At 39.3% G+C, this 19,209-nt stretch carries 16 protein-coding genes; 6 read left to right on the top strand and 10 right to left on the bottom strand.

The features are described 5' to 3' along the window. Positions 1-334: 334 nt before the first annotated feature. Complete coding sequence (locus CFPU101_RS03165) at positions 335-1,159, top strand: hypothetical protein (protein WP_206813890.1); 825 nt, start codon at positions 335-337, stop codon at positions 1,157-1,159. Positions 1,160-1,548: 389 nt separating this feature from the next. Continuing rightward, positions 1,549-3,690: a catalase gene (locus CFPU101_RS03170; RefSeq protein ID WP_206813891.1), complete on the top strand. Its 2,142-nt coding sequence runs from the start codon at positions 1,549-1,551 to the stop codon at positions 3,688-3,690. Between the two features lie 114 nt (positions 3,691-3,804). On the opposite strand, the gene CFPU101_RS03175 is transcribed toward CFPU101_RS03170, so the two are convergent. The 8 genes from CFPU101_RS03175 to CFPU101_RS03210 all read right to left on the bottom strand — a co-directional run bounded on the left by CFPU101_RS03175 (position 3,805) and on the right by CFPU101_RS03210 (position 13,394). Then, positions 3,805-4,551, bottom strand: coding sequence for a D-alanyl-D-alanine carboxypeptidase family protein (locus tag CFPU101_RS03175; RefSeq protein ID WP_242577740.1), 747 nt, complete (start codon positions 4,549-4,551; stop codon positions 3,805-3,807). A gap of 106 nt (positions 4,552-4,657) precedes the next feature. Next, entirely contained in the window at positions 4,658-6,352 is a 1,695-nt protein-coding gene (locus tag CFPU101_RS03180) for a serine/threonine protein kinase (RefSeq protein WP_206813893.1), read from the bottom strand. A 187-nt stretch (positions 6,353-6,539) separates the two neighbouring features. Then, a complete protein-coding gene (locus CFPU101_RS03185; protein WP_206813894.1) occupies positions 6,540-6,839 on the bottom strand; it encodes a hypothetical protein in 300 nt (99 codons plus the stop codon). A gap of 357 nt (positions 6,840-7,196) precedes the next feature. Continuing rightward, positions 7,197-7,346, bottom strand: a complete 150-nt coding sequence (locus CFPU101_RS03190) for a hypothetical protein (RefSeq protein ID WP_206813895.1) — start codon at positions 7,344-7,346, stop codon at positions 7,197-7,199. A 137-nt stretch (positions 7,347-7,483) separates the two neighbouring features. Further along, positions 7,484-9,100 (bottom strand): ATP-binding protein, encoded by a 1,617-nt coding sequence (locus CFPU101_RS03195; protein ID WP_206813896.1) that lies wholly within the window; start codon positions 9,098-9,100, stop codon positions 7,484-7,486. A 127-nt stretch (positions 9,101-9,227) separates the two neighbouring features. Continuing rightward, on the bottom strand, positions 9,228-10,367 hold the full coding sequence (locus CFPU101_RS03200; RefSeq protein ID WP_242577741.1) for a transposase: 1,140 nt from the start codon (positions 10,365-10,367) through the stop codon (positions 9,228-9,230). A 250-nt stretch (positions 10,368-10,617) separates the two neighbouring features. Then, complete coding sequence (locus CFPU101_RS03205) at positions 10,618-11,085, bottom strand: response regulator (protein ID WP_206813897.1); 468 nt, start codon at positions 11,083-11,085, stop codon at positions 10,618-10,620. Between the two features lie 29 nt (positions 11,086-11,114). Continuing rightward, the gene (locus CFPU101_RS03210; RefSeq protein ID WP_206813898.1) at positions 11,115-13,394 is read right to left on the bottom strand and encodes an ATP-binding protein; all 2,280 of its coding nucleotides are present in this window, start codon (positions 13,392-13,394) and stop codon (positions 11,115-11,117) included. A 152-nt stretch (positions 13,395-13,546) separates the two neighbouring features. Here CFPU101_RS03210 and ruvX point away from each other — a divergent pair, with 152 nt between their 5' ends. Together ruvX and hisIE are read left to right on the top strand one after the other, a co-directional pair. After that, entirely contained in the window at positions 13,547-13,996 is a 450-nt protein-coding gene (gene ruvX / locus CFPU101_RS03215) for a Holliday junction resolvase RuvX (RefSeq protein WP_206813899.1), read from the top strand. An 87-nt stretch (positions 13,997-14,083) separates the two neighbouring features. Further along, the gene (gene hisIE, locus CFPU101_RS03220) at positions 14,084-14,716 is read left to right on the top strand and encodes a bifunctional phosphoribosyl-AMP cyclohydrolase/phosphoribosyl-ATP diphosphatase HisIE (protein WP_206813900.1); all 633 of its coding nucleotides are present in this window, start codon (positions 14,084-14,086) and stop codon (positions 14,714-14,716) included. Here hisIE and CFPU101_RS03225 read toward each other — a convergent pair. Both CFPU101_RS03225 and CFPU101_RS03230 read right to left on the bottom strand, forming a co-directional pair. After that, the gene (locus CFPU101_RS03225; protein WP_206813901.1) at positions 14,713-15,903 is read right to left on the bottom strand and encodes an aspartate aminotransferase; all 1,191 of its coding nucleotides are present in this window, start codon (positions 15,901-15,903) and stop codon (positions 14,713-14,715) included. The two genes, hisIE and CFPU101_RS03225, sit on opposite strands and share 4 nt — an antisense overlap. Before the next feature lie 126 nt (positions 15,904-16,029). Next, positions 16,030-16,407, bottom strand: coding sequence for a hypothetical protein (locus CFPU101_RS03230; RefSeq protein ID WP_206813902.1), 378 nt, complete (start codon positions 16,405-16,407; stop codon positions 16,030-16,032). A gap of 560 nt (positions 16,408-16,967) precedes the next feature. Between CFPU101_RS03230 and CFPU101_RS03235 the strand changes: the two genes are divergently transcribed. Both CFPU101_RS03235 and CFPU101_RS03240 read left to right on the top strand, forming a co-directional pair. Further along, positions 16,968-18,260: a type IV pilus twitching motility protein PilT gene (locus CFPU101_RS03235; protein ID WP_206813903.1), complete on the top strand. Its 1,293-nt coding sequence runs from the start codon at positions 16,968-16,970 to the stop codon at positions 18,258-18,260. A gap of 83 nt (positions 18,261-18,343) precedes the next feature. Then, positions 18,344-19,108 (top strand): circadian clock KaiB family protein, encoded by a 765-nt coding sequence (locus CFPU101_RS03240; protein WP_206813904.1) that lies wholly within the window; start codon positions 18,344-18,346, stop codon positions 19,106-19,108. Positions 19,109-19,209: the final 101 nt, after the last annotated feature.

Here is a 19,209-nt window from a genome sequence, read left to right on the forward strand (position 1 = left end):
AAAAATACAAGCTTTACTGTTTGCTTTGTAAAGACATTCAGTTGAAAAATCAAATTTTAAAACTTAAAAAATATCAATTTATAACTTTTTTTAAATTTAAAGTTCATAAAGATCATATTATTTTGACATTTTTAAAAATTAATTAAGAAAAAAGAAACTTATACATTCTATGTGCTTTAAAGCTTGTATTCATACATAAATCAAACAAATTGATATTGTTTTGACATTTGAAAACTATTTTGCTATATCTATTACATCTTGATTAAATAAATACTTTGAGCTAAAAAATAGCTCTAATTTTGTCTATCAAGAACTTAACTTTTTTGAATAAAATATGAACAAAATGAACTTTGTTACTACTTTGAAATATACAGGTCTACTTGCTGTAGCTTTTTCTCTAACTGGGATTCCAGCTTGGGGATATTCACTGCAAATAGTTCCACCACCTTCAATTCCTCTAAATGGAGGGTTTTCTACAGAAGGAACTTTTCAGATTACGTCAGCAACCGGCTATCGAACAGATGGTACAACCTATGATTTAGGTAGTAGTGCGATTAAGAATGCTAATTTAAACGGGCCAACACCACCTCCAGCATTTACCCTTTACCCTGATATTCCTGATGATGTTGAGGTTCTGCGTCTAGTGGGGAACTATACCTCTACCAATCCCGTTTTCATTCCTCCAATTGCTAACTTTGATATTATTGTGGGCGGAATTGTGCCGAGTGGGCCGTCAGACTTTACCTACTTTCTTCCTGCTACAACTGGGCAACCTCTCTCCTATCAAGTGACCGATTTAGAAGGGGATGGACTTGAAGACAATACCAATACTTTTCTACCCAGTACAGCATGGACTTCGCCTACAATCTCCTTAACTCCTCCCCCTCCTGGTCTATTGATTGACACTTTTACTCAAACTGGACAAACATGGTATATTGCATCAACGCCGATTGGTAATCCACCTCCACCACGCGTATCACGAGGTTGTTCGCCAACGGGTGGCCCTTTACCCATGAATCCTCATGGAGGATCTGTTACATTTCAACAAGTCTGCCCCGTTCCCGAACCTAATTCGTCCTTTGGAGTTTTGACTTTAGGTATATTAGGAGCAAGCTACGTTTTTAAACGCCAATTGTCTAATGCAATGAATCTGAAGTAATAATTTAAAAGCTGCGTAAGCGTTCTATAATATGAATTGCCTACGCAGTGATTTACAACAGGGCTAACGTGCTAACCATTACCTCAAATAATTAATCCATTTTCACGAAGTTAGTTTATTAATAAGCCAAAAGATGGATAATAGATGCGAGGTTAATATGCTAATAATTAGTGAAATAATTTATTAATTGGCTTAGTGTCTTCAACAATACACTTACTATTATTGAGTTGGTAAATTATACATACTTCTCAAGAGTTTTGTCTCTAAACAAATAGTTAATTCTACCTTGGGATAAATTTGGCTTTTAAAAAAATACTGCTTTTGGTTGAGGTTTTATAGTTTCGATTTCCGTCAGAGTAGAGGTCGATGCAATCCGAAAGAGGAACACCATGAGCGAGCCGAACAATCATCAAGTTAACGAACAAAGCAAGATCAAAGACATGGAGCCGTTTCGCCAAGAAGTAGGCGAATATATGACGACTAACCAAGGGGTAGGTATTAGTGATACCGACAATTCCCTTAAAGCGGGTGAACGTGGGCCATCACTCCTAGAAGATTTTCATCATTTAGAAAAAATGTCCCACTTTGACCGTGAACGCATCCCCGAACGGGTTGTTCATGCTAGAGGTGCAGGAGCGCATGGCTATTTTCAAGTTTATGAATCGATGGCCAATTACACAAAAGCGAAATTTTTGCAAGATCCTTCAGTCAAAACACCTGTATTTGTTCGTTTTTCTAATGTAGGGGGTTCTCGTGGTTCTGCTGATACCGTTCGAGATGTACGGGGTTTCTCGATTAAGTTTTATACCGAAGAAGGTAACTATGATTTTGTCGGGAATAATATTCCAGTCTTTTTTATCCAAGATGGAATTAAATTCCCCGATATCATTCACGCTGTCAAACCTGAACCCAATAACGAAATACCACAAGCGTCATCAGCCCATGACAATTTCTGGGATTTTATCTCATTAGTCCCTGAATCGATGCACATGATCATGTGGTTTCTTAGTGATCGTACATTGGCTAAAAGCTATCGCATGATTCAAGGATTTGGGGTTCATACCTTCCGCTTCGTTAATGAGCAAGGTAAGGCACGCTTTGTTAAATTCCACTGGAAGCCTTTACTCGGTGTCCATTCTTTTGTGTGGGATGAAGCACAAAAACTTTCAGGAAAAGATCCAGACTATCATCGGCGTGATCTTTGGGAAATGATCGAAATGGGTCATTATCCAGAGTACGAGTTAGGTGTCCAAATCATTGAAGAAGAAGACGAACTGAAATTCGGATTTGATATTCTAGACTCGACTAAATTTATTCCAGAAGAACTTGTACCCGTTATACCCGTCGGAAAAATGGTTTTAAACCGTAACCCCGATAACTATTTTGCCGAAACCGAGCAATCTGCTTTTCATCCAGGACGAGTTGTACCAGGGATTGATTTTAGCGACGACCCACTACTGCAAAGTCGGATCTTCTCCTATCACGATACGCAACTTTATCGTCTCGGTGCTAACTTTGCTCACTTACCGATTAACCGTCCCGTCTGTCCCGTTCATAATAATCAACAAGACGGTTTTATGCAGACGAATATTAAACAGGGACGTACCAATTATTACCCGAATTCTCTGGGGGGTGGTTGTCCGATGATGACACCCGAAGGGATGAGTGCTTTTAGTCATTACTCTGAACAATTAGAAGGAAATAAGGTTCGTAAACGTAGCGAAACTTTTAAAGATCATTTTAGCCAAGCAACCTTGTTCTGGAATAGTCTGACTGATATCGAGAAAGAGCATTTAGTAAAAGCGGCTCACTTTGAGTTAGGTAAAGTACAAACCCTCGCAATTCGGGAACGGATGGTCGAGTTATTTAATCAAGTAGATCACGAATTGGCTAAACTCGTGGCTAAAGGTATTGGTGTTGCCGCCCCCACTAAAGCAGCGACCGAAAATCACGGGAAAAGTTCGCCCGCCGTCAGTATGGAAAAAATGAAAGAGAAGATGGAGAAATCGGCTAAAACTCGTCAAGTGGCTATTTTAGCGGCGGATGGGGTCAATTCTTCTCAAATAATGGAGATGAAAGAACTCTTAAAACAAGCGGGTGTATTACCTCAAATTGTCTCCGAGTTTAAAGGAACAATTAAAAGTGCTGACGGTCAAGAAATCGAAGTTAATCAGACCTTCCTCACGGCTGCATCAGTTATGTTTGACGCGGTGTATGTTCCAGGTGGCAAACAAAGCGTAGAAATGCTAGTGAATAAAGATGATGCGATCGAGTTTGTTCATGAGGCGTTCAAACATTGTAAACCAATCGCAGCAGTGGGCGAAGGGGTTGAGCTACTCAAACAAGCCCATCTTAAAGGCGTAAACTTTGATAAGGCTGGCTCTAACGGAAAAGTTCACACTGATAATGGAATTGTCACCAGTCAAAACGGTAGCGATATGCACAGTATCGGACAAAAATTTATCGAAGCGATCGCACAAGGTCGGTTCTGGAGCAGAGAGCAAATGGAAAAGAAAATGGTAGGCGTATAATACGTTAATCATTAATCGGCTCTATTGAATCTAAATAATCTTAAAAATCGCCTGTTAGTCTTATTGAAATTATCTTTAGTAAGCTTACAGGTGTTTTTTTGTCAAGTCAAAATTTTAGTGTAAAAAACTTCTAGCCGTTGCAAAAATTTGCTGAGAGCGAGGAGACGCAACATATCGCCAGTGCCAAGGTTCAAAACTAACTTTTTGAAAATTATTACGTGGAAAGGACAATTCAAAGCCATAATTGCCTGCATAAGCAGTTAACCAGCGATAGGTCTCCGTATCTTCAAACTCAAACTTAAGATCAGTATTAGGTTGTTGTTCGTCGCCAATATCGATCGCATAACCCGTATGATGTTCACTATAACCTGGAGGCGCACTTAGTTTGGATGCTGCTTCCTTACTCCCTCGTCGTTGAATCTGCTTAGTAAACAGTTGTTCTTGATCAGCAATCGAGCGAAATCCTGAAATTAATTTAAGACTTATTCCATTGGTTTTAGCATCTAACTTCATGCGATTGAATGCTTCTGCTGCTTCGATATCTAAATACTCGATCCGATTGTAATAAGAACCAACTTGTACTAAACGCTGTGGCTCGTCTTCTTGATAGGGGAGATGACCATACAAACTGACTATCTGAGTAGGTATTTGAGGTAATGCGGGTGGGGGGGATGGCGTAACAACGGGTGGAATTTCTGAGTTCGATTGAATTTGTGGAGGCTGAGGTGTTAGGGGGCGCGGTGGTAGAACTGGCGGTAAATCTGGCGTTATAGGAGTCGGAACAATTGGCGATGCACTAATAACAGGAGGTGGCGTGGGTACCGTAGCAGGAACTTGAGGAGAGTTAGGCGGTCTCAGCATGAGTTGAAGACTGATCCCAAGTCCAACGATCACTAAAGCGGTTATAAGACTGATCAGTATCAGTTTCAGGCTGGCTAAGGATTTCATACAACCTCGCTAATAGGGTTTAATCCACTTTAATTAATTGTGCAGCAATCCAACCGTCAGCCCCCGACTTGGGAAAATAGACTTTATACCAAAGATAACCCCCTTGATCGTAATCTTGATCGATAATTTGTACCCGATCCCCTGGGTAGGCAATATGTCGCGCTCTGTAATTCGTTCCTGGCCCCGTCCGAATATTCTTACTACCTGGACTCCCGATAATCGTTGCATTTGTACTACTTGTTGCGGTTGGTGTGGGTTGGGGGGATACACTTTGACCATCGATCATCAGCAATTGAGACGCAATCCAGCCCTCAGCCTTCGATTTAGGAAAATAAATCTTGTACCAACGGTAGCCACCTTGATCGGTTTCAGAGCCAATCACTTGAACCCGATCCCCTGGGTAAGCAATATGTCTTTGACGATAGTTAGTTCCAGGGCCAGATCGAATATTTTTCTTCCCAGGACTTCCTACAATCACCGCATTTGTAAAATTCGGACGCTCTGGAGAGGGTTGAGGATCTTTTGGTGTAATAGTGGGCTGAGTTGGGCTAGGGATGGTTTGAATTGGTGTTGAATTTGGCGTTGGTTCAGGTTCAGATGTGGGGCTAGATGCAGTTTGTTTCGGTTCTTGAGAATCTTCTTGTAAAACATTCAGAAGGGGTGTTCTCAAAGCAAATGTACTAGCTAGAATTGACCCCCCAATCAGCCCACCGATAATTACAGCCTTTTTCCACTTTCCTTGTGCGGAAGGACTTTGTAATGATGAAATCTGAGTAGTTATGGACTTAGATGCAGGGGCAACAGCAATAGTCTTGATTTCAGAAGGAGTTGGAGGAGAAACAACTGTAGGAACTGGGGAAGAGGTAACTGTATTTAGACCCAACGCTTGAAGCATTTCTCGTGCTGTGGTAAAGCGATCGCGGGGATGTAGTTGAATGGCTTGATCCAAAATAGCAGCAAAAGCGTCACTTACTGGTGGTGTATCGTTGCGCCAAAGTAGTGAACCAGTACTAGGATCGGTCTCTAGTTCTTGTGGAAATTTCCCGCATAATAGATAAATTGCAGTTAACCCTAAGCTATAAAGATCACTCGAATAAATTGGTCGTCCTGATACCTGTTCAGAGGGCATAAATCCAGGTGTTCCCACAACAATCGAATGCTCAGTTTTTCCTTTAGAATCAAGTACAGTTCCCATTGTTTCTTTGACTGCACCAAAATCAATCAAAACAGGTTTAGCATCTCGTTGACGCAATATGATATTGTCTGGCTTAAGATCACGATGAATAATAGTTTTTTGGTGAATATAATCTATTACCGTCAAAATTTGGCTTAAAATCTTTCTGACAACGTTTTCACTTAGTAGACCTTCTTTTTGAAGTTTTTGAGTCAGGGTATCTCCTTCAATCCATTCTTCTACTAAATAAAACTGATCTCCCTGGGCAAAATAAGCATATAACTTAGGAATTTGAGCATTACTCTCGCTTAATGTTTCTAAAATCGCCGCTTCTCTTTGAAAACGCTCCTGTACCAGTTGATGAATTTTTGGATTGTCGTTGATGGGTTTAAGTTGTTTTACTACACACCTACGCTTAGAGGGCATATGTGTATCTTCTGCCAAAAAGGTTTGGCCAAAACCACCCTCACCTAATACTTGAATCACTCGATAGCGGTTATTTAAAAGATGGAGTAGCGGGATCTCAGAAGCATTTGTCATTGTCTTGACTAGGGGGTAATGACTAACAAACAAGTATTTTTTATTTTTACAGGTGTTGAGCAAAAAATCTGTATTCTTAATCGTAAGATCAGCTTTAATCTCTCAAAAATATTGATTAATGTTTTAAAAATCATTGCCCACCTGAACTTATTTTAATAAGACTACGGGCAAGGTTTTTAATGAAGTTTTATATTTGCTCAACGTCTAAAGATTCATCAACACCATAGGTATTAACGCTGACATTTCCCGTACTGCAAACTTGGATCGCTTTTTCCATTTTGCAATCTTTTTTGTTGATGATGAGTGTTAGTTCGCTGTCAGATGCTTTGAAATAAAGACTATCATCCGTATGAGTGATTCTTACATTAGAGTAGATATCAACTGCACCTTCTATATCTTCTACGGTAAATTGACCAAAGGCTAAACTGGGCGTTGCTAATAATGCCGTAGAAACAGAGGATAAAATCAGTGTTTTGATCGATGTCATATAAATTATCAAGTTTGTTATCTAATTGCCATTTAAGCCTTGTAGCTGACGATAGGGCTTTATTTATCAATTCTTGTGATAATTATAGACATCTGAGAGAGGTAGAGATAATAATCCTCTTAAATCTTTAATAAAATTCGTTGCTTTTTATCTCTATCTTGATGAATTTATTAAAAATACAGTTTGATCAAGCCACAATGTTTCGGTCATACATCTACTATGGCTTAATACAATGAAAAAATTTTACTTACAGCAGTTTAGATGTATTGCAAACTGTTTTTTTAGTCTAAAATTCTTACAAGCGATCGTAGGCTAAATCTCGAATGAGTGGGGTTTTGTTTTGAATATAATCACGAACTAATAACTTTCTTCTGGAGTCAGGGAATTAAGGTTGTCCAACTTTGAGAGCATTTGTTCTACTAAATCTCTAACATCAAGATTTAATAGGATGTGGGTTGGTGTTTCATCGATAATACGCCAAAGTTGATTTAACAGATTGGGTTTCATTAAACTCTTCCTCCTAAAGTTGGATGAGTCGAGGGTATAAGGTGATTTTCAAATCTAAAGAAAATCTTAAGATATTTTTGAGAATTATTCAAGAAAATTTAATATTTATTAGCCAACCTAAGATAAAACTCTATGTTTCACTCTTGACGTAGATGTTTTGGTAAGTTCACGGTGACTTGAGTTCCTTTTCCTGACTGGCTTTTCAGCAAAACTTCACCACCATGTAATTCGATACTCGCTTGAACGATCGATAATCCTAAGCCCGTACCAGGAATCGTATCAATGTTACTGCCACGACGGAAAGATTGAAAAATGCTGCTTTGTTCATCTTCGGGAATACCGATGCCTTCGTCTTGAATCTGAACTAGAATTTGTGAAGCTTGCCCAATCAGATTAATATCAATTTTCCCCCCATCTGGAGAGTATTTAACGGCGTTGGAGAGCAAATTATCAAAGATTTTTTTCAATAGTTTGTGATCTGCCCTAAAACCTTCAAAATTGCCTGTTTGTTTTAAACTTATTTGATGTTGGTTAGTGTTTTGCCGATATTCTTCAACAAGAGAGGCGAAAAACTGCGGTAAATCTAGAGGAATTGGATTAAAATCGGCTTTTTGCTGCTCAAAACGACTGAGGGTTAACATATCGTCAACCAATCGTGACATATATCTTGATTTGTTTTCAATCAGTTGGAGAAATCTTTGCTGTTTTATACTTTCTAACTGTTCTCCATGTAATTTTAGTGTAGAGGCAGCTGCGAGTATAGCTGCTAAGGGTGTTCGATATTCATGGGAAACGGTGGCGATAATTTGGGATTTTAAGGCGTTCAGTTTTTTTTCTTCTTCTAATGCCACTTGGGTTTTGGATAAAAGTTCAGCTTGTTGAATGGCTAAAGCGAGTTGTACTGAGACTTCTTGCAGCATTTCAATTTCTTCTAAATGCCATTGTCTTGACTTAGAATATTGATACACGACTAAAAAACCCCAAGGTATCGGTTTAGATTGGTTGAAAGAACCGACAATAATAGGAATTTCTAAATTAGTATTGATGCTTTTAGAAATTTGACCATTAGAACGACCATTATTTGAACCCACTTCGCAGATAGCAGCAAGTCTATGTCTATTATCCTCAGAATTTAACTGATAACAAACTTTTTGTTCTTTGACACTTAAACTATGCCAATCAATGTTTAATAAATTATTGGCTGCTGACTCATACCGACAAATCACCACTCGTTCGCAGTTTAGCAGGTGTTGGATCTCTAGAATAGCAGTGATTAAAATTTGTTCTAAATCTAGCGACTGACGAATTCTTAAGGCGATGGTTGCAATTACACGCTGTCTTTCTTGAGTTTTCTTGAGTTGAGTCTGTAAGTGAGATCTTTCTAAAACACTTCGTACTGCTAATTGTAGGATATCCGACTTTAGATGGTTTTTGGCTAAATAATCTTGCGCTCCAGTTTTCATGGCTTGAACTGCGATCGCTTCATCGCCAAAAGCGGTTAGCATAATCACAGGAAGGGTATGATGAGTTTTCCTTAATTCATCAAGAAATTCTAAGCCATTCATTTCAGGCAGTTGGAAATCGAGTAGAATGACATCGCAAGCGACCTTATGACATAAACTCAAACCTTCCTCAGCCGAATCTGCTTCCAATATACAATATGACTGTTGTTGGTCTTTCAACAGATAGCGGCGATACGTTTCTCGATCCTCTGTACAATCATCAACTATCAGAAGCGTTTGGCTGTAGTTCATAACAGCATGGTTTGAATATGTCAACCTTTGTTTTAAATTGTTTCATATTTTGTATAAGTTTGAATAAAATCTTATCAAAATTTGACATACTCTCACGCCGTGAACGGCGGAGATTCTTATTCATGGTTCACAGAAATCCACTTACTATATTAGGTTTCCCTTCAATAGCAGAGGCGGTTTTCTCCCCATGCTTTTCCTCGGTAGAGGCAGATTCCTTTTGCCCAAAGGTACTGTCTTGAAAAATCGCTTTACTTGGGGAGACCCCAAGACCGCGTTTTTCGCTGTTTTGCCATTCCATTCCTAAAATACTCATGCCCTTTTTTAAAATATTAATTGCCGCATTTTTATCACGACAAATTTCTGTTTGACATACAGAACATGAATGAGTTCTAGTGCTAAGGCTTTTCTTAACTCGATGACCACAGTTAGAACAATCTTGAGATGTGTAGTTAGGTGAGACCGATACCACTGCTTTATTCCAGATTTTCCCGTAGTAGTCTAACCAAGTTGTGAACTGATACCAACTAACATCAGAAATTGACTTAGCCAAGTGGTGATTTTTAACCAGATTACATACTTTTAAATCCTCATCGACAATCACATCTGAGAAGTGAACCACGCACCGAGCTTGCTTAATCGCCCAGTCTTTACGCTGCCTTTGGATTTTTAGGTGAAGTACCGAGAGTCTTTTTCTTGTTCTATGGTAGTTATTTGATTGAGGTTTCTTGTCCTTATTAAATTTTCTACCTAACCGCTTCTGTAGTTTTTTTAGTCGTTTTTCAGACTTCCTTAAATACTGAGGGTAGACCACCGCGTTATCATTTTGGTCTTTGTATAAATACTTTAATCCTAAGTCTAAACCAATAACGTTACCTGTATATTCTCCTTGTTCAGATCGGTCTGTATCGAAGCAGAATTGAGCATAATATCCATCTGCTCTTTTGACAACACGAACACGATTTATCTTAAGTCTAAATAAGTCTTCTCGTGTTTCAAAGTTACAATACAAAGACAAAGTACCAATGTTAAAACCATCGCTAAACGCAATACTCATGCAGTCATTTGATAATTTCCATCCTGATACTTTGTACTCGACCGAGCGAGTATTTTTTTTGAACTTAGGGTATCCCTTTTTCTTCTCCTTCTTCTTGCAACGAGTATAAAAACTAGAAATAGCCTGCCATGCTCTTTCGGCACTAGCTTGTCTAGCTGATGAGTTTAACTTCTTGGCAAAAGGAAACTCTTTAGCTATGTCTTTGCTTTGCACAGCCCATACAAATCGGCTTTACTCACTCTGGAATTATCTATCCAGTATCTAACCGCCTTATTTCTAATAAATTGGGCAGTCCGAATAGCTTCATCAAGAGCTAAGTATTGCTCTTTTGTCCCGTTTAGTAGCTTAGCCTCTCTAATTAGCATAAAGCTATTTTATTACAAAAAGTTGTAGATAAAAAATATAATAGAAGAATAAAGCCGTCTCCATTCGACGGGGCTTTAAACCCAATTTTTCGGTAAAGTTATCTAATTGTTTCACTGGATTGAAAATTAGGTGGGATATTCGTTTCCAGCCAAAAATTGACAAATGAGTGTATCGTTTTTTGTAATTCTGGTGTTCCCACTGGTTTAATTAAATAGCCATTTGCGCCTCTTTGATAACATAACTCAATATCATCAGGATTAGAAGATGTAGTAAAAACAACGATCGGAATTTTCCTAAAACTTTCATCTTGCTTGATTTTTTTCAGCAATTCACGACCATCTAAACCGGGTAAATTGAGATCTAAGAGAATCACTGACGGACGTGGTGCATCAATTTCACTTTTATATTCTCCCTCTTGGTAGAGATAATCGAGAACTTCATCGCCATCAGAACATCGATAAATGGGATTTTGAACATTGAATCGCCTCATGAAGCGTTGGAAAACTGCAAAGTCTTCGTCGCTGTCCTCTGCCACTAGCAAAGGTTGATCATGAATGATTATCATTGTATTATTTTATATTTTTTTATTAAAGTTTAGTTGCTTTTTATACTATAAGATTGTAGCGTAAAGTAGAATGTTGTACCGTCTCCGTAGACAGATTCAGCCCAAATTAATCCGCCGTGTCGTTCAACAATTTTTTTAGTAATCGTTAAACCTGCACCAATCCCACCACCGAACTTATTTTGTGCATGGAGTCGCTTAAAGAGTCGGAAAATAGTTTCTTGATGACGATCGCGGATACCGATGCCATTATCTTTGACATAAAATACAGGTGGTGCGTCTAAAGCTTGTACTTCGTCGATCCAGTTTTTTTCGACTTGCGCTTGGGGATCTAAATAGCCGATTTCTACCCATTTTTCTGTCTTATTATTATATTTATAAGCATTACTAAGTAGATTACTAAGCACTTCACTAATTAACACCGAATCACAACGAACTATCGGTAAAGGACGAGGCACACGAATTTCTAAATCATGATCGCTATAACTGACATTAAACACATTAATCACTTGTTCGAGTAAGAAATTAAGATTGCGCGTTTCTAAATTTAATTCCGCTTGTCCTAAACGCGAATATTTCAGTAGAACATCAATCAAAGATTCCATTCTGTGGGTTAAACGCACTAGTGTCTGTAAGCGTTCAATTCCCAATTCATCGAGAACATCTGTATAATCTTCTAGCAAAAAAACCGAGTAATTGTGAATCCCTCTAAGAGGTTCTTTGAGATCATGAGAAGCAGCAAAGGCAAAGGAAGCAAGTTCTAAGTTACTACGTTCTAACTCTTGATTCAACTTGGCTAATTCATCAGCCTGAGTTAAGATTAAACCGATGATCGCATTGCGAAACTCGATCGCACTTTCAAGTTCACTGTTTTTCCAAGGTTTAGAGACAAAACGGACTGTTTCTTGCCAGAGTGCGAAAGACTTCCTCGGAGACATTACCAAGTTTCCATCCGCCCCCACTTGTATTGATTCTAAAGGATTACCTGCCCAATTAACGGTCTGAATCACTTCAGGACGAAACCAGATAATATAGTAACGTCGGGTTTGGGAGATGCGTAACAGCAGAACCCCACTAGCCACATTTTTATAAAAAGCGGCTCCTGGATATAATTTAGAAATAGAATCGGTATAAAAAAGACTGTCATTGATTTGCGGTTCAATCCATTCAATCAATTGATTAATTGCTTCTTGACTAGGGGTATTCCCGACTACCACCATTTCATCATCTAAACTAATTGCAGCCCCTTGCGCGTTCGCCAGCTTTAGTAAGCCCAATTCGGGAGATAATAAAGCATCTTTGAAATTCTCTTTTTTGGCCATCACTTCTAGAACTTCCGAGTGTAGCGATTGTAATTTGACTTTATCGTCTAATTCCTCTTGGGCGATTTTATTAGCTAATTCTAATGAGGCAAACTGTCCCAATAAATCACAAGCCACTCGTACAGGATAGGGTAAAGTTTTGGGGGTGTAGTTGTGACAAGAAATTAACCCCCAAAGTTTACCATCTTTAATTAAAGAAATCACTAAAAGTGCAGCAACACCCATGTTGTGATGATATTCCACACAACAAGATTCAACACTCCTAAGACTGACTGAAGTGAGATCCAGCGTTTGGCTATGTGCAGCATCTGGAGCGGCTAGAATATCAATAGGAGGGGCGGTCATGTCTGGAATGTATCGCAGACGACATTCTAAGTAGAGCTTTCTCGACTCTGGAGGGATATCAGGTGCAGGAAAGTGTAAACCTAGATAGGGATAAAGATTTTCATTTTTAGCCTCGGCAACCACTTCACCCGCATCTTGTGAGTCAAATTGATAGACCATTACTCGGTCAAATTGAGTAATATTTTTGACTTCAGACGCGACTAACTGCAAAAATTCTTTTAATCTTGAGGTTTTTTGTAAATTAGCTAGCGCATTACTCACCCAAGCAAAAAAATCAGGTAAATTTTCCGATTCTTCAACAGTTTTCGGTTCTAATTCTACAGTAATCGTATCTGCTAAACGATGGGCGATGCCATGAAATTCTTTGGTTCCCGCAGATGTAGTGAGAGAGATTTGGTGAGAATTGTTGATTCTCGTTGTCTGAGAAAGCGTCTGGTTAATGTTTTGAAGTTGTGAAGGGTTTAGAAGCTTCTTCAGAGGTTGATTGAGGAGATTTTGCGGTTTAATCCCTAAAAAGTATTGGATATTTTGACTAACGTGCGTAATCCTGAGATCAGGTTCAGTCAACGAAAATAAGATACCATAGGGTTGAATTGAGCCAGGGGTATGTAGTTGCTGACTCTCATATTGATGTAAATTGGCCATGTGTTTTTAGGGTTAGGATCTGGCTCGACTTATTTTCATTAAACCGTATCGAGGTTTTTTAGGATTATCTTTTCAGTTTAACTTGTTTGGCAAGAATCATATAATTAGCTTAGGTTTAAAAGTACGATCGCTCAACCCTTTTAAAAATCAAAATGAAAAAAATCTCAGCCCTGGGGTTGGATATCGGAGGTAAACGGATAGGTGTTGCAGGATGCGATGGTTTAGGATTATTTGCAACGGGTTTAACCACTGTTGTTAGAACGTCTTTTGCCAATGATGTAGAACAGTTTAAAAAAATAGTAGACGAAAGGGAAGCAGAAATTTTAGTGATCGGTTTACCCTATGCAATGAATGGTACGATCGGTACTCAAGCTAAACAAGTCCAAAAATACGCCCAACGTTTAGCCAACGCTTTAGAATTGCCTTTAGAGTATATTGATGAGCGATTAACCTCAGTTGAAGCCGAAGAACAGCTAAAAAGACAAAAACGTTTTTCGACTAGAGATAAAGGCGCGATTGATCGTCAAGCAGCAACCATTATTTTACAACAGTGGCTTGATCAACGTCGCGTTAATGAAAGTTATCGGTACACCGACTTTTAAAGTCGGTGCCTGCGATGACCGCCTTCCGCGATCAGAATCTATAATGATTTGTGAGCAAATTTTTTTAAATTGAAACCCCCAAGAATTATGTCTGCTTTAATCAATGCTATTCCGTTGGATCAAATTCGCTACAACGAACAGGGGTTAGTTCCTGCTGTTGCCCAAGATTATTTAGATGGTACAGTATTAATGATGGCTTGGATGAACTCAGAATCCCTTCTTAAAACCCTCGAAACTGGAGAAGCTTGGTACTGGAGTCGTTCGCGTCAAGAATTATGGCACAAAGGGGCAACATCGGGACATCTGCAAAAAGTCCATTCGATTCGCTACGATTGTGATAGCGATGCTTTATTGATGTTGATCGAGCAAGTTGGTGATATTGCTTGTCATACGGGTGAAAGAAGCTGTTTTCATCAGATTGAAGGTCAAATCATTCCACCATCGGCTGATATGTTATCCCAATTGTATCGCGTGATAGTCGATCGTCGAGTTAACCCCAAACCCGAATCTTATACCTGCAAACTGTTTGAAGGGGGAGACAACAAGATTCTGAAAAAAATTGGGGAAGAATCAGCTGAAGTCGTCATGGCGTGTAAAGATGATGATCAAGATGCGATCGCTTCAGAAGTCGCTGACTTGTTCTATCATACTTTGGTCGCTTTGGCCTATCATGATGTGGATCTTAGAGATGTTTATCGGAAACTACAGCAACGCTCTTAATGATTGTAACGGATTCCTGCGTCTCGGATGCGTTGGAGAGCTTCACCAAGGCGATCAACATCAGCAATTAAACTGACTCTCACGTATCCTTCGCCACCTTCACCAAAAGCATTACCAGGGGTTAAAACGACACCAGTTTTACGCAACACATCGAGGGCGAAATCAGTCGAATTGAGGCCCACTGGACAAGGAAGCCAAAGATACATGGTTGCTTTTGATGGTTGAATGTCCCAACCTAATTCAGTAAATTCTTTGATTAAAAAGTCTCTGCGTTGACGATAACGATCTTGGACTTGCTTAACATATTCATCGGGTAATTGTAAAGCCGTTTCCGCCGCTTTTTGCAGAACCGAAAAAATCCCGTAATCTAAATTGGTCTTTAAAGTCCGTAACCCTTGGATAATATCGGAATTTCCCACGACAAAACCCACACGCCAACCTGCCATATTATAGGTTTTAGAGAGGGTATGAAATTCTACGCCAATTTCTTTAGCCCCAGGTATTTCTAGTAAGCTAGTGGGTTGATAATCATCGAAAGCGAGTTCAGCATAACACAAGTCATGGACTAACATAATTTCGTAGTGACGGGCAAACGCTACGATTTCTTCAAAGAATTCTCTGGGCGCGGTGGCTGTTGTTGGGTTACTGGGATAATTAAAATAGAGAATTTTTGCTTTGTGGGCAATTTCATCGGGAATTTGGGTTATATCGATTAACCAGTCTTGTTTCGCACTTAAAATAATCGGATATAATGTAGCACCTGCAATCAACGGGCCTCGAAAATGTGGCGGATAGGAGGGACTCGGAACCAGTACGACATCACCAGGATTAATATAAGCTAGGGCTAAATGGGTTAATCCTTCCTTAGAACCGAGTAAAGGTAGGGCTTCATTATCAGGATTGAGATCTACACCGTAGCGACGTTGATACCATGCTGTAATTGCTTCCCTAAAACTAGCTGTTCCTTCAAAGGGGGGATAGCCATGAAAAGGTGCATGGGCGAAAGCTTCTCTAGCTGCTTCGATGACGGGTTTGGGGGCTAAACCATCAGGGTTGCCCATTCCTAAATCGATTAAATCAATTCCTTGCGCCCTCGCTTGGGCTTTTAGTTCATCGAGACGAGCAAAAACGTAGGGAGGTAATGCACTTAAACGGTTCGCACGGCTATTCGTCCAGTTAACAATCATTGCTAGAGCATATTGACCAAATCACATAACTTATTATTATGGCATTCTTTTAAACGTTTTCATGAAAAAACCCGGTCATTACCGGGCTGCACTAGCTTGGAGAAATAATGATAAAAATTGCTCATTTTAGGAACGAGATAACTCACAAGTTAGGGGACAAGACGCATAAACAGAAATATTTGCGGGCTTATCTTCACCATGCAGCCATCTGAGCCAACTAACTTCTTGAGGATGAATACCTTTTGCTGTTAACAAACCTGCACCGATGAAAACGGCTAATAAATTTAAACTAATCATGCTACCCGCAACTAATAGCACTGAACTAACGGGTAAAACTGAATGTAAAATTACAGCTAATAATGCTCCTACTGTCATCATTAAAACAATGAGTGGAAATCCGATCACCAGTAAACAAACTGTTAATGTAAAAGACCAAATTAGAAAACTTTTTAAAACAACCAGAGTTTCGACTTGATGCCAAGTATTTTTTTCGGTTAACTGCATAGCTTTATCCCTCTGTTAATAATACGGTTGGAAGTACGGATTTTCGTTCTGATTTTTTCAATTTGTGAAAACCAGTATAGAAAAATTTCTGAACTAGATGAGCAGTTTGTAAGATTACTTTACAGACAAGCAAAAAAAACTATGATAAGCTTTGTACTTCGTTACATTCTTCGCTCATCTAAGTTAATTTCTTAAAATCATTTTCTATCCCCAAAGAGGTAAAAACAGTACTTTATTCCTTGATCCCAAGACATAAGTTTAAATACTTAGTAGTCTCTCGGCTTTACAAAAAGCACTGATTCGAGTAGGCTTTACAAAATTTAATCATTAGCAAAAATGTTTCTCATAGAACTAAAAAAGTATAAATACTTAAATCCATTGATAAGTAAGTTCAGTAGTTCAACGGAGTAATCATTGAGTGAATTTGGGCAAACTAATTGATAGAGATCACTGCTCAATTTGGGTTACTTCAATTAAGCATTGCTGTAAAGAAATTTGAACAGGATTTATAGTTCATTGAAACTATTCAGAAAAATCATTATTTATCCTTTGAATTTTCTATGACTCAATCATCCCGTCCACCCATTCCACCGCCACCGCCACCCATTCCTAATACTTCTCCACCCACAGCAACTAATCTTCAGACCAGTCCACCGTCTGATCTAACCCAAATTGCAAACCCCAGTCAATTTCCCCCACGTACTGCCCCAACTGGAACCGTTTTCCGTCCTCCTGCACCCCCGCCACCCCCACCCGCCCCACAACAACCACCCAGACGGGGACGTTCTCCACATCACCCCAGCCTAGAAAAATTAGTACGAATGGCCTTTGATGAAGGGTATTCTGACTTGCATTTAGGAGTCGGTGAAAAACCTCGAATGCGCGATCGCGGTGAAATCATCATCCTCGACTATCCAGAAGTAGATTCAGACACTTTTATGAGTTGGATTAGAGAAATTCTATCCGAAGAAGAAATTCTGCGCTTTAAAAAAGAATTAGAATTTGACGGTGCTACCCAATATGAATACGCGAGGGTGCGGATCAACATTTTTGATAGTCTCAGAGGGGCTGGAATGGTCTTACGTCTCATTCCTTTGAAGATTTTGACCCTAGAACAACTCCGCTTACCGATGGTCTTTCAAGATGTCTCGGACGTTCACAAAGGCTTAATTTTGATTACTGGGCCAACAGGTTCAGGTAAATCAACCACACTCGCGGCGATGGTAGACTACATTAATAAAGAACACGCCAAACATATCATCACCATCGAAGATCCTGTAGAATTTGTTCATCAAAGCCGTCGATCGCTTATTAAACAACGGGAAGTCGGCATACATACCCATAAGTTTGATAATGCCCTCAAAGCCGCTTTACGTGAAGACCCAGATATCATTCTAGTTGGGGAAATGCGGGACAAAGAAACCATGAATACTGCCCTCAAAGCCGCCCAAACAGGTCACTTAGTCTTCGGGACTTTACACACTAATAGCGCAGTCAAAACCTTAGAACGGATTTTAACCCTGTATACCGCAGACGAACGGGAGGCCATGCGGGTAGCGATCGCAGAATCATTAGTTGCGATTATTGCTCAAGGACTTTGCCGTACCACAGACGGTAAACGGGCAGCATATCATGACATCATGGTCAATACTGAAACCGTCAAAGACTATATTCGTCAGGGAAAAAATGATGAAATTCTAGAACTGATGAGAGATGGTGAATATGATGGAATGATTACAACCAATCAATCACTCTTTAATCTTTATCAAGAAGGTCGCATTACTGAAGAAACCGCGATGGAGATGTCACCGATTCCCAACGAATTAGCCATGATGCTACGAGGTAAAATCTAAAATAAATACAGAAAAATTCAGGGTAGAAACGGTGAATGCTTGCATGACTCCCCTGATCTACCCCCGCTATCGTTTCAATCGCTTTGAAATCCAACGCCGTTACCAAACCAGAATTATTTAAAGGAATCGCCCTATTTACCCCAGGAGGCGATTTAATTTACTGCATTGATCCAAGTAAACAAAGTCAGTGGCATTTAAGTCTTTGTGTCGCCCTACAAGATTTATTGAGTTTGTCTGAACCACCCCATTTTCTGATCCCCGGTTATACCGCAACCCTAGATCGATGGCGTGATCCCTACACTCAAAAGATACAAATCAGTGCTGAAATATACCCTGCCGTCCAACGCTATCAAGATTTACTCAATGCTGTTTTTGAGACTGATCAAGAATGGCAAGTCGCCCCTTGGCAAGAAGAATCTTCTAATTTCATGTTGTTAGAAACTTATCGTGCTTCATTTCCTCAACTGTGGGAATCCCATGATTTAATAGTCAGAATGAGTGGTCAAGATCGGATCGGGTCTAGTGTAGAGCCTTCAGTCGAAGTAGATTTAGATGATTTGGTTTCAAAGAGCGATCGTTCTCAAGGCTATATTTTACGCTTATTTGTTTCAGGCAATAATCGAGTCACTAAACACGCACTAGAAAGCATCCATCAACTTTTAGAACAGGGTTTACGCTATCCTTATACGCTAAAAGTGATCGATATTTCGCAACATCCCGAAGAAGCTGAATTGAATCATGTGACGGCAATACCAACCTTAGTTAGAGTCTGGCCAAAACCTGTTAAACGTATTGTCGGTGAACTCGACGACTGGTCACGAGTGTTACAGATTATTACAGGAAATTGAATAAATAATAAATTAAATTCTTTTAATCAACTCAAAGTTATTTTTTCAGTAAATTTGCGTATTATTGAATACAATTTATTTTAGGTTTATTTGTATACAAT

It is taken from the genome of Chroococcus sp. FPU101, from assembly GCF_017312365.1.
Classification (GTDB): Bacteria; Cyanobacteriota; Cyanobacteriia; order Cyanobacteriales; family Microcystaceae; genus Chroococcus.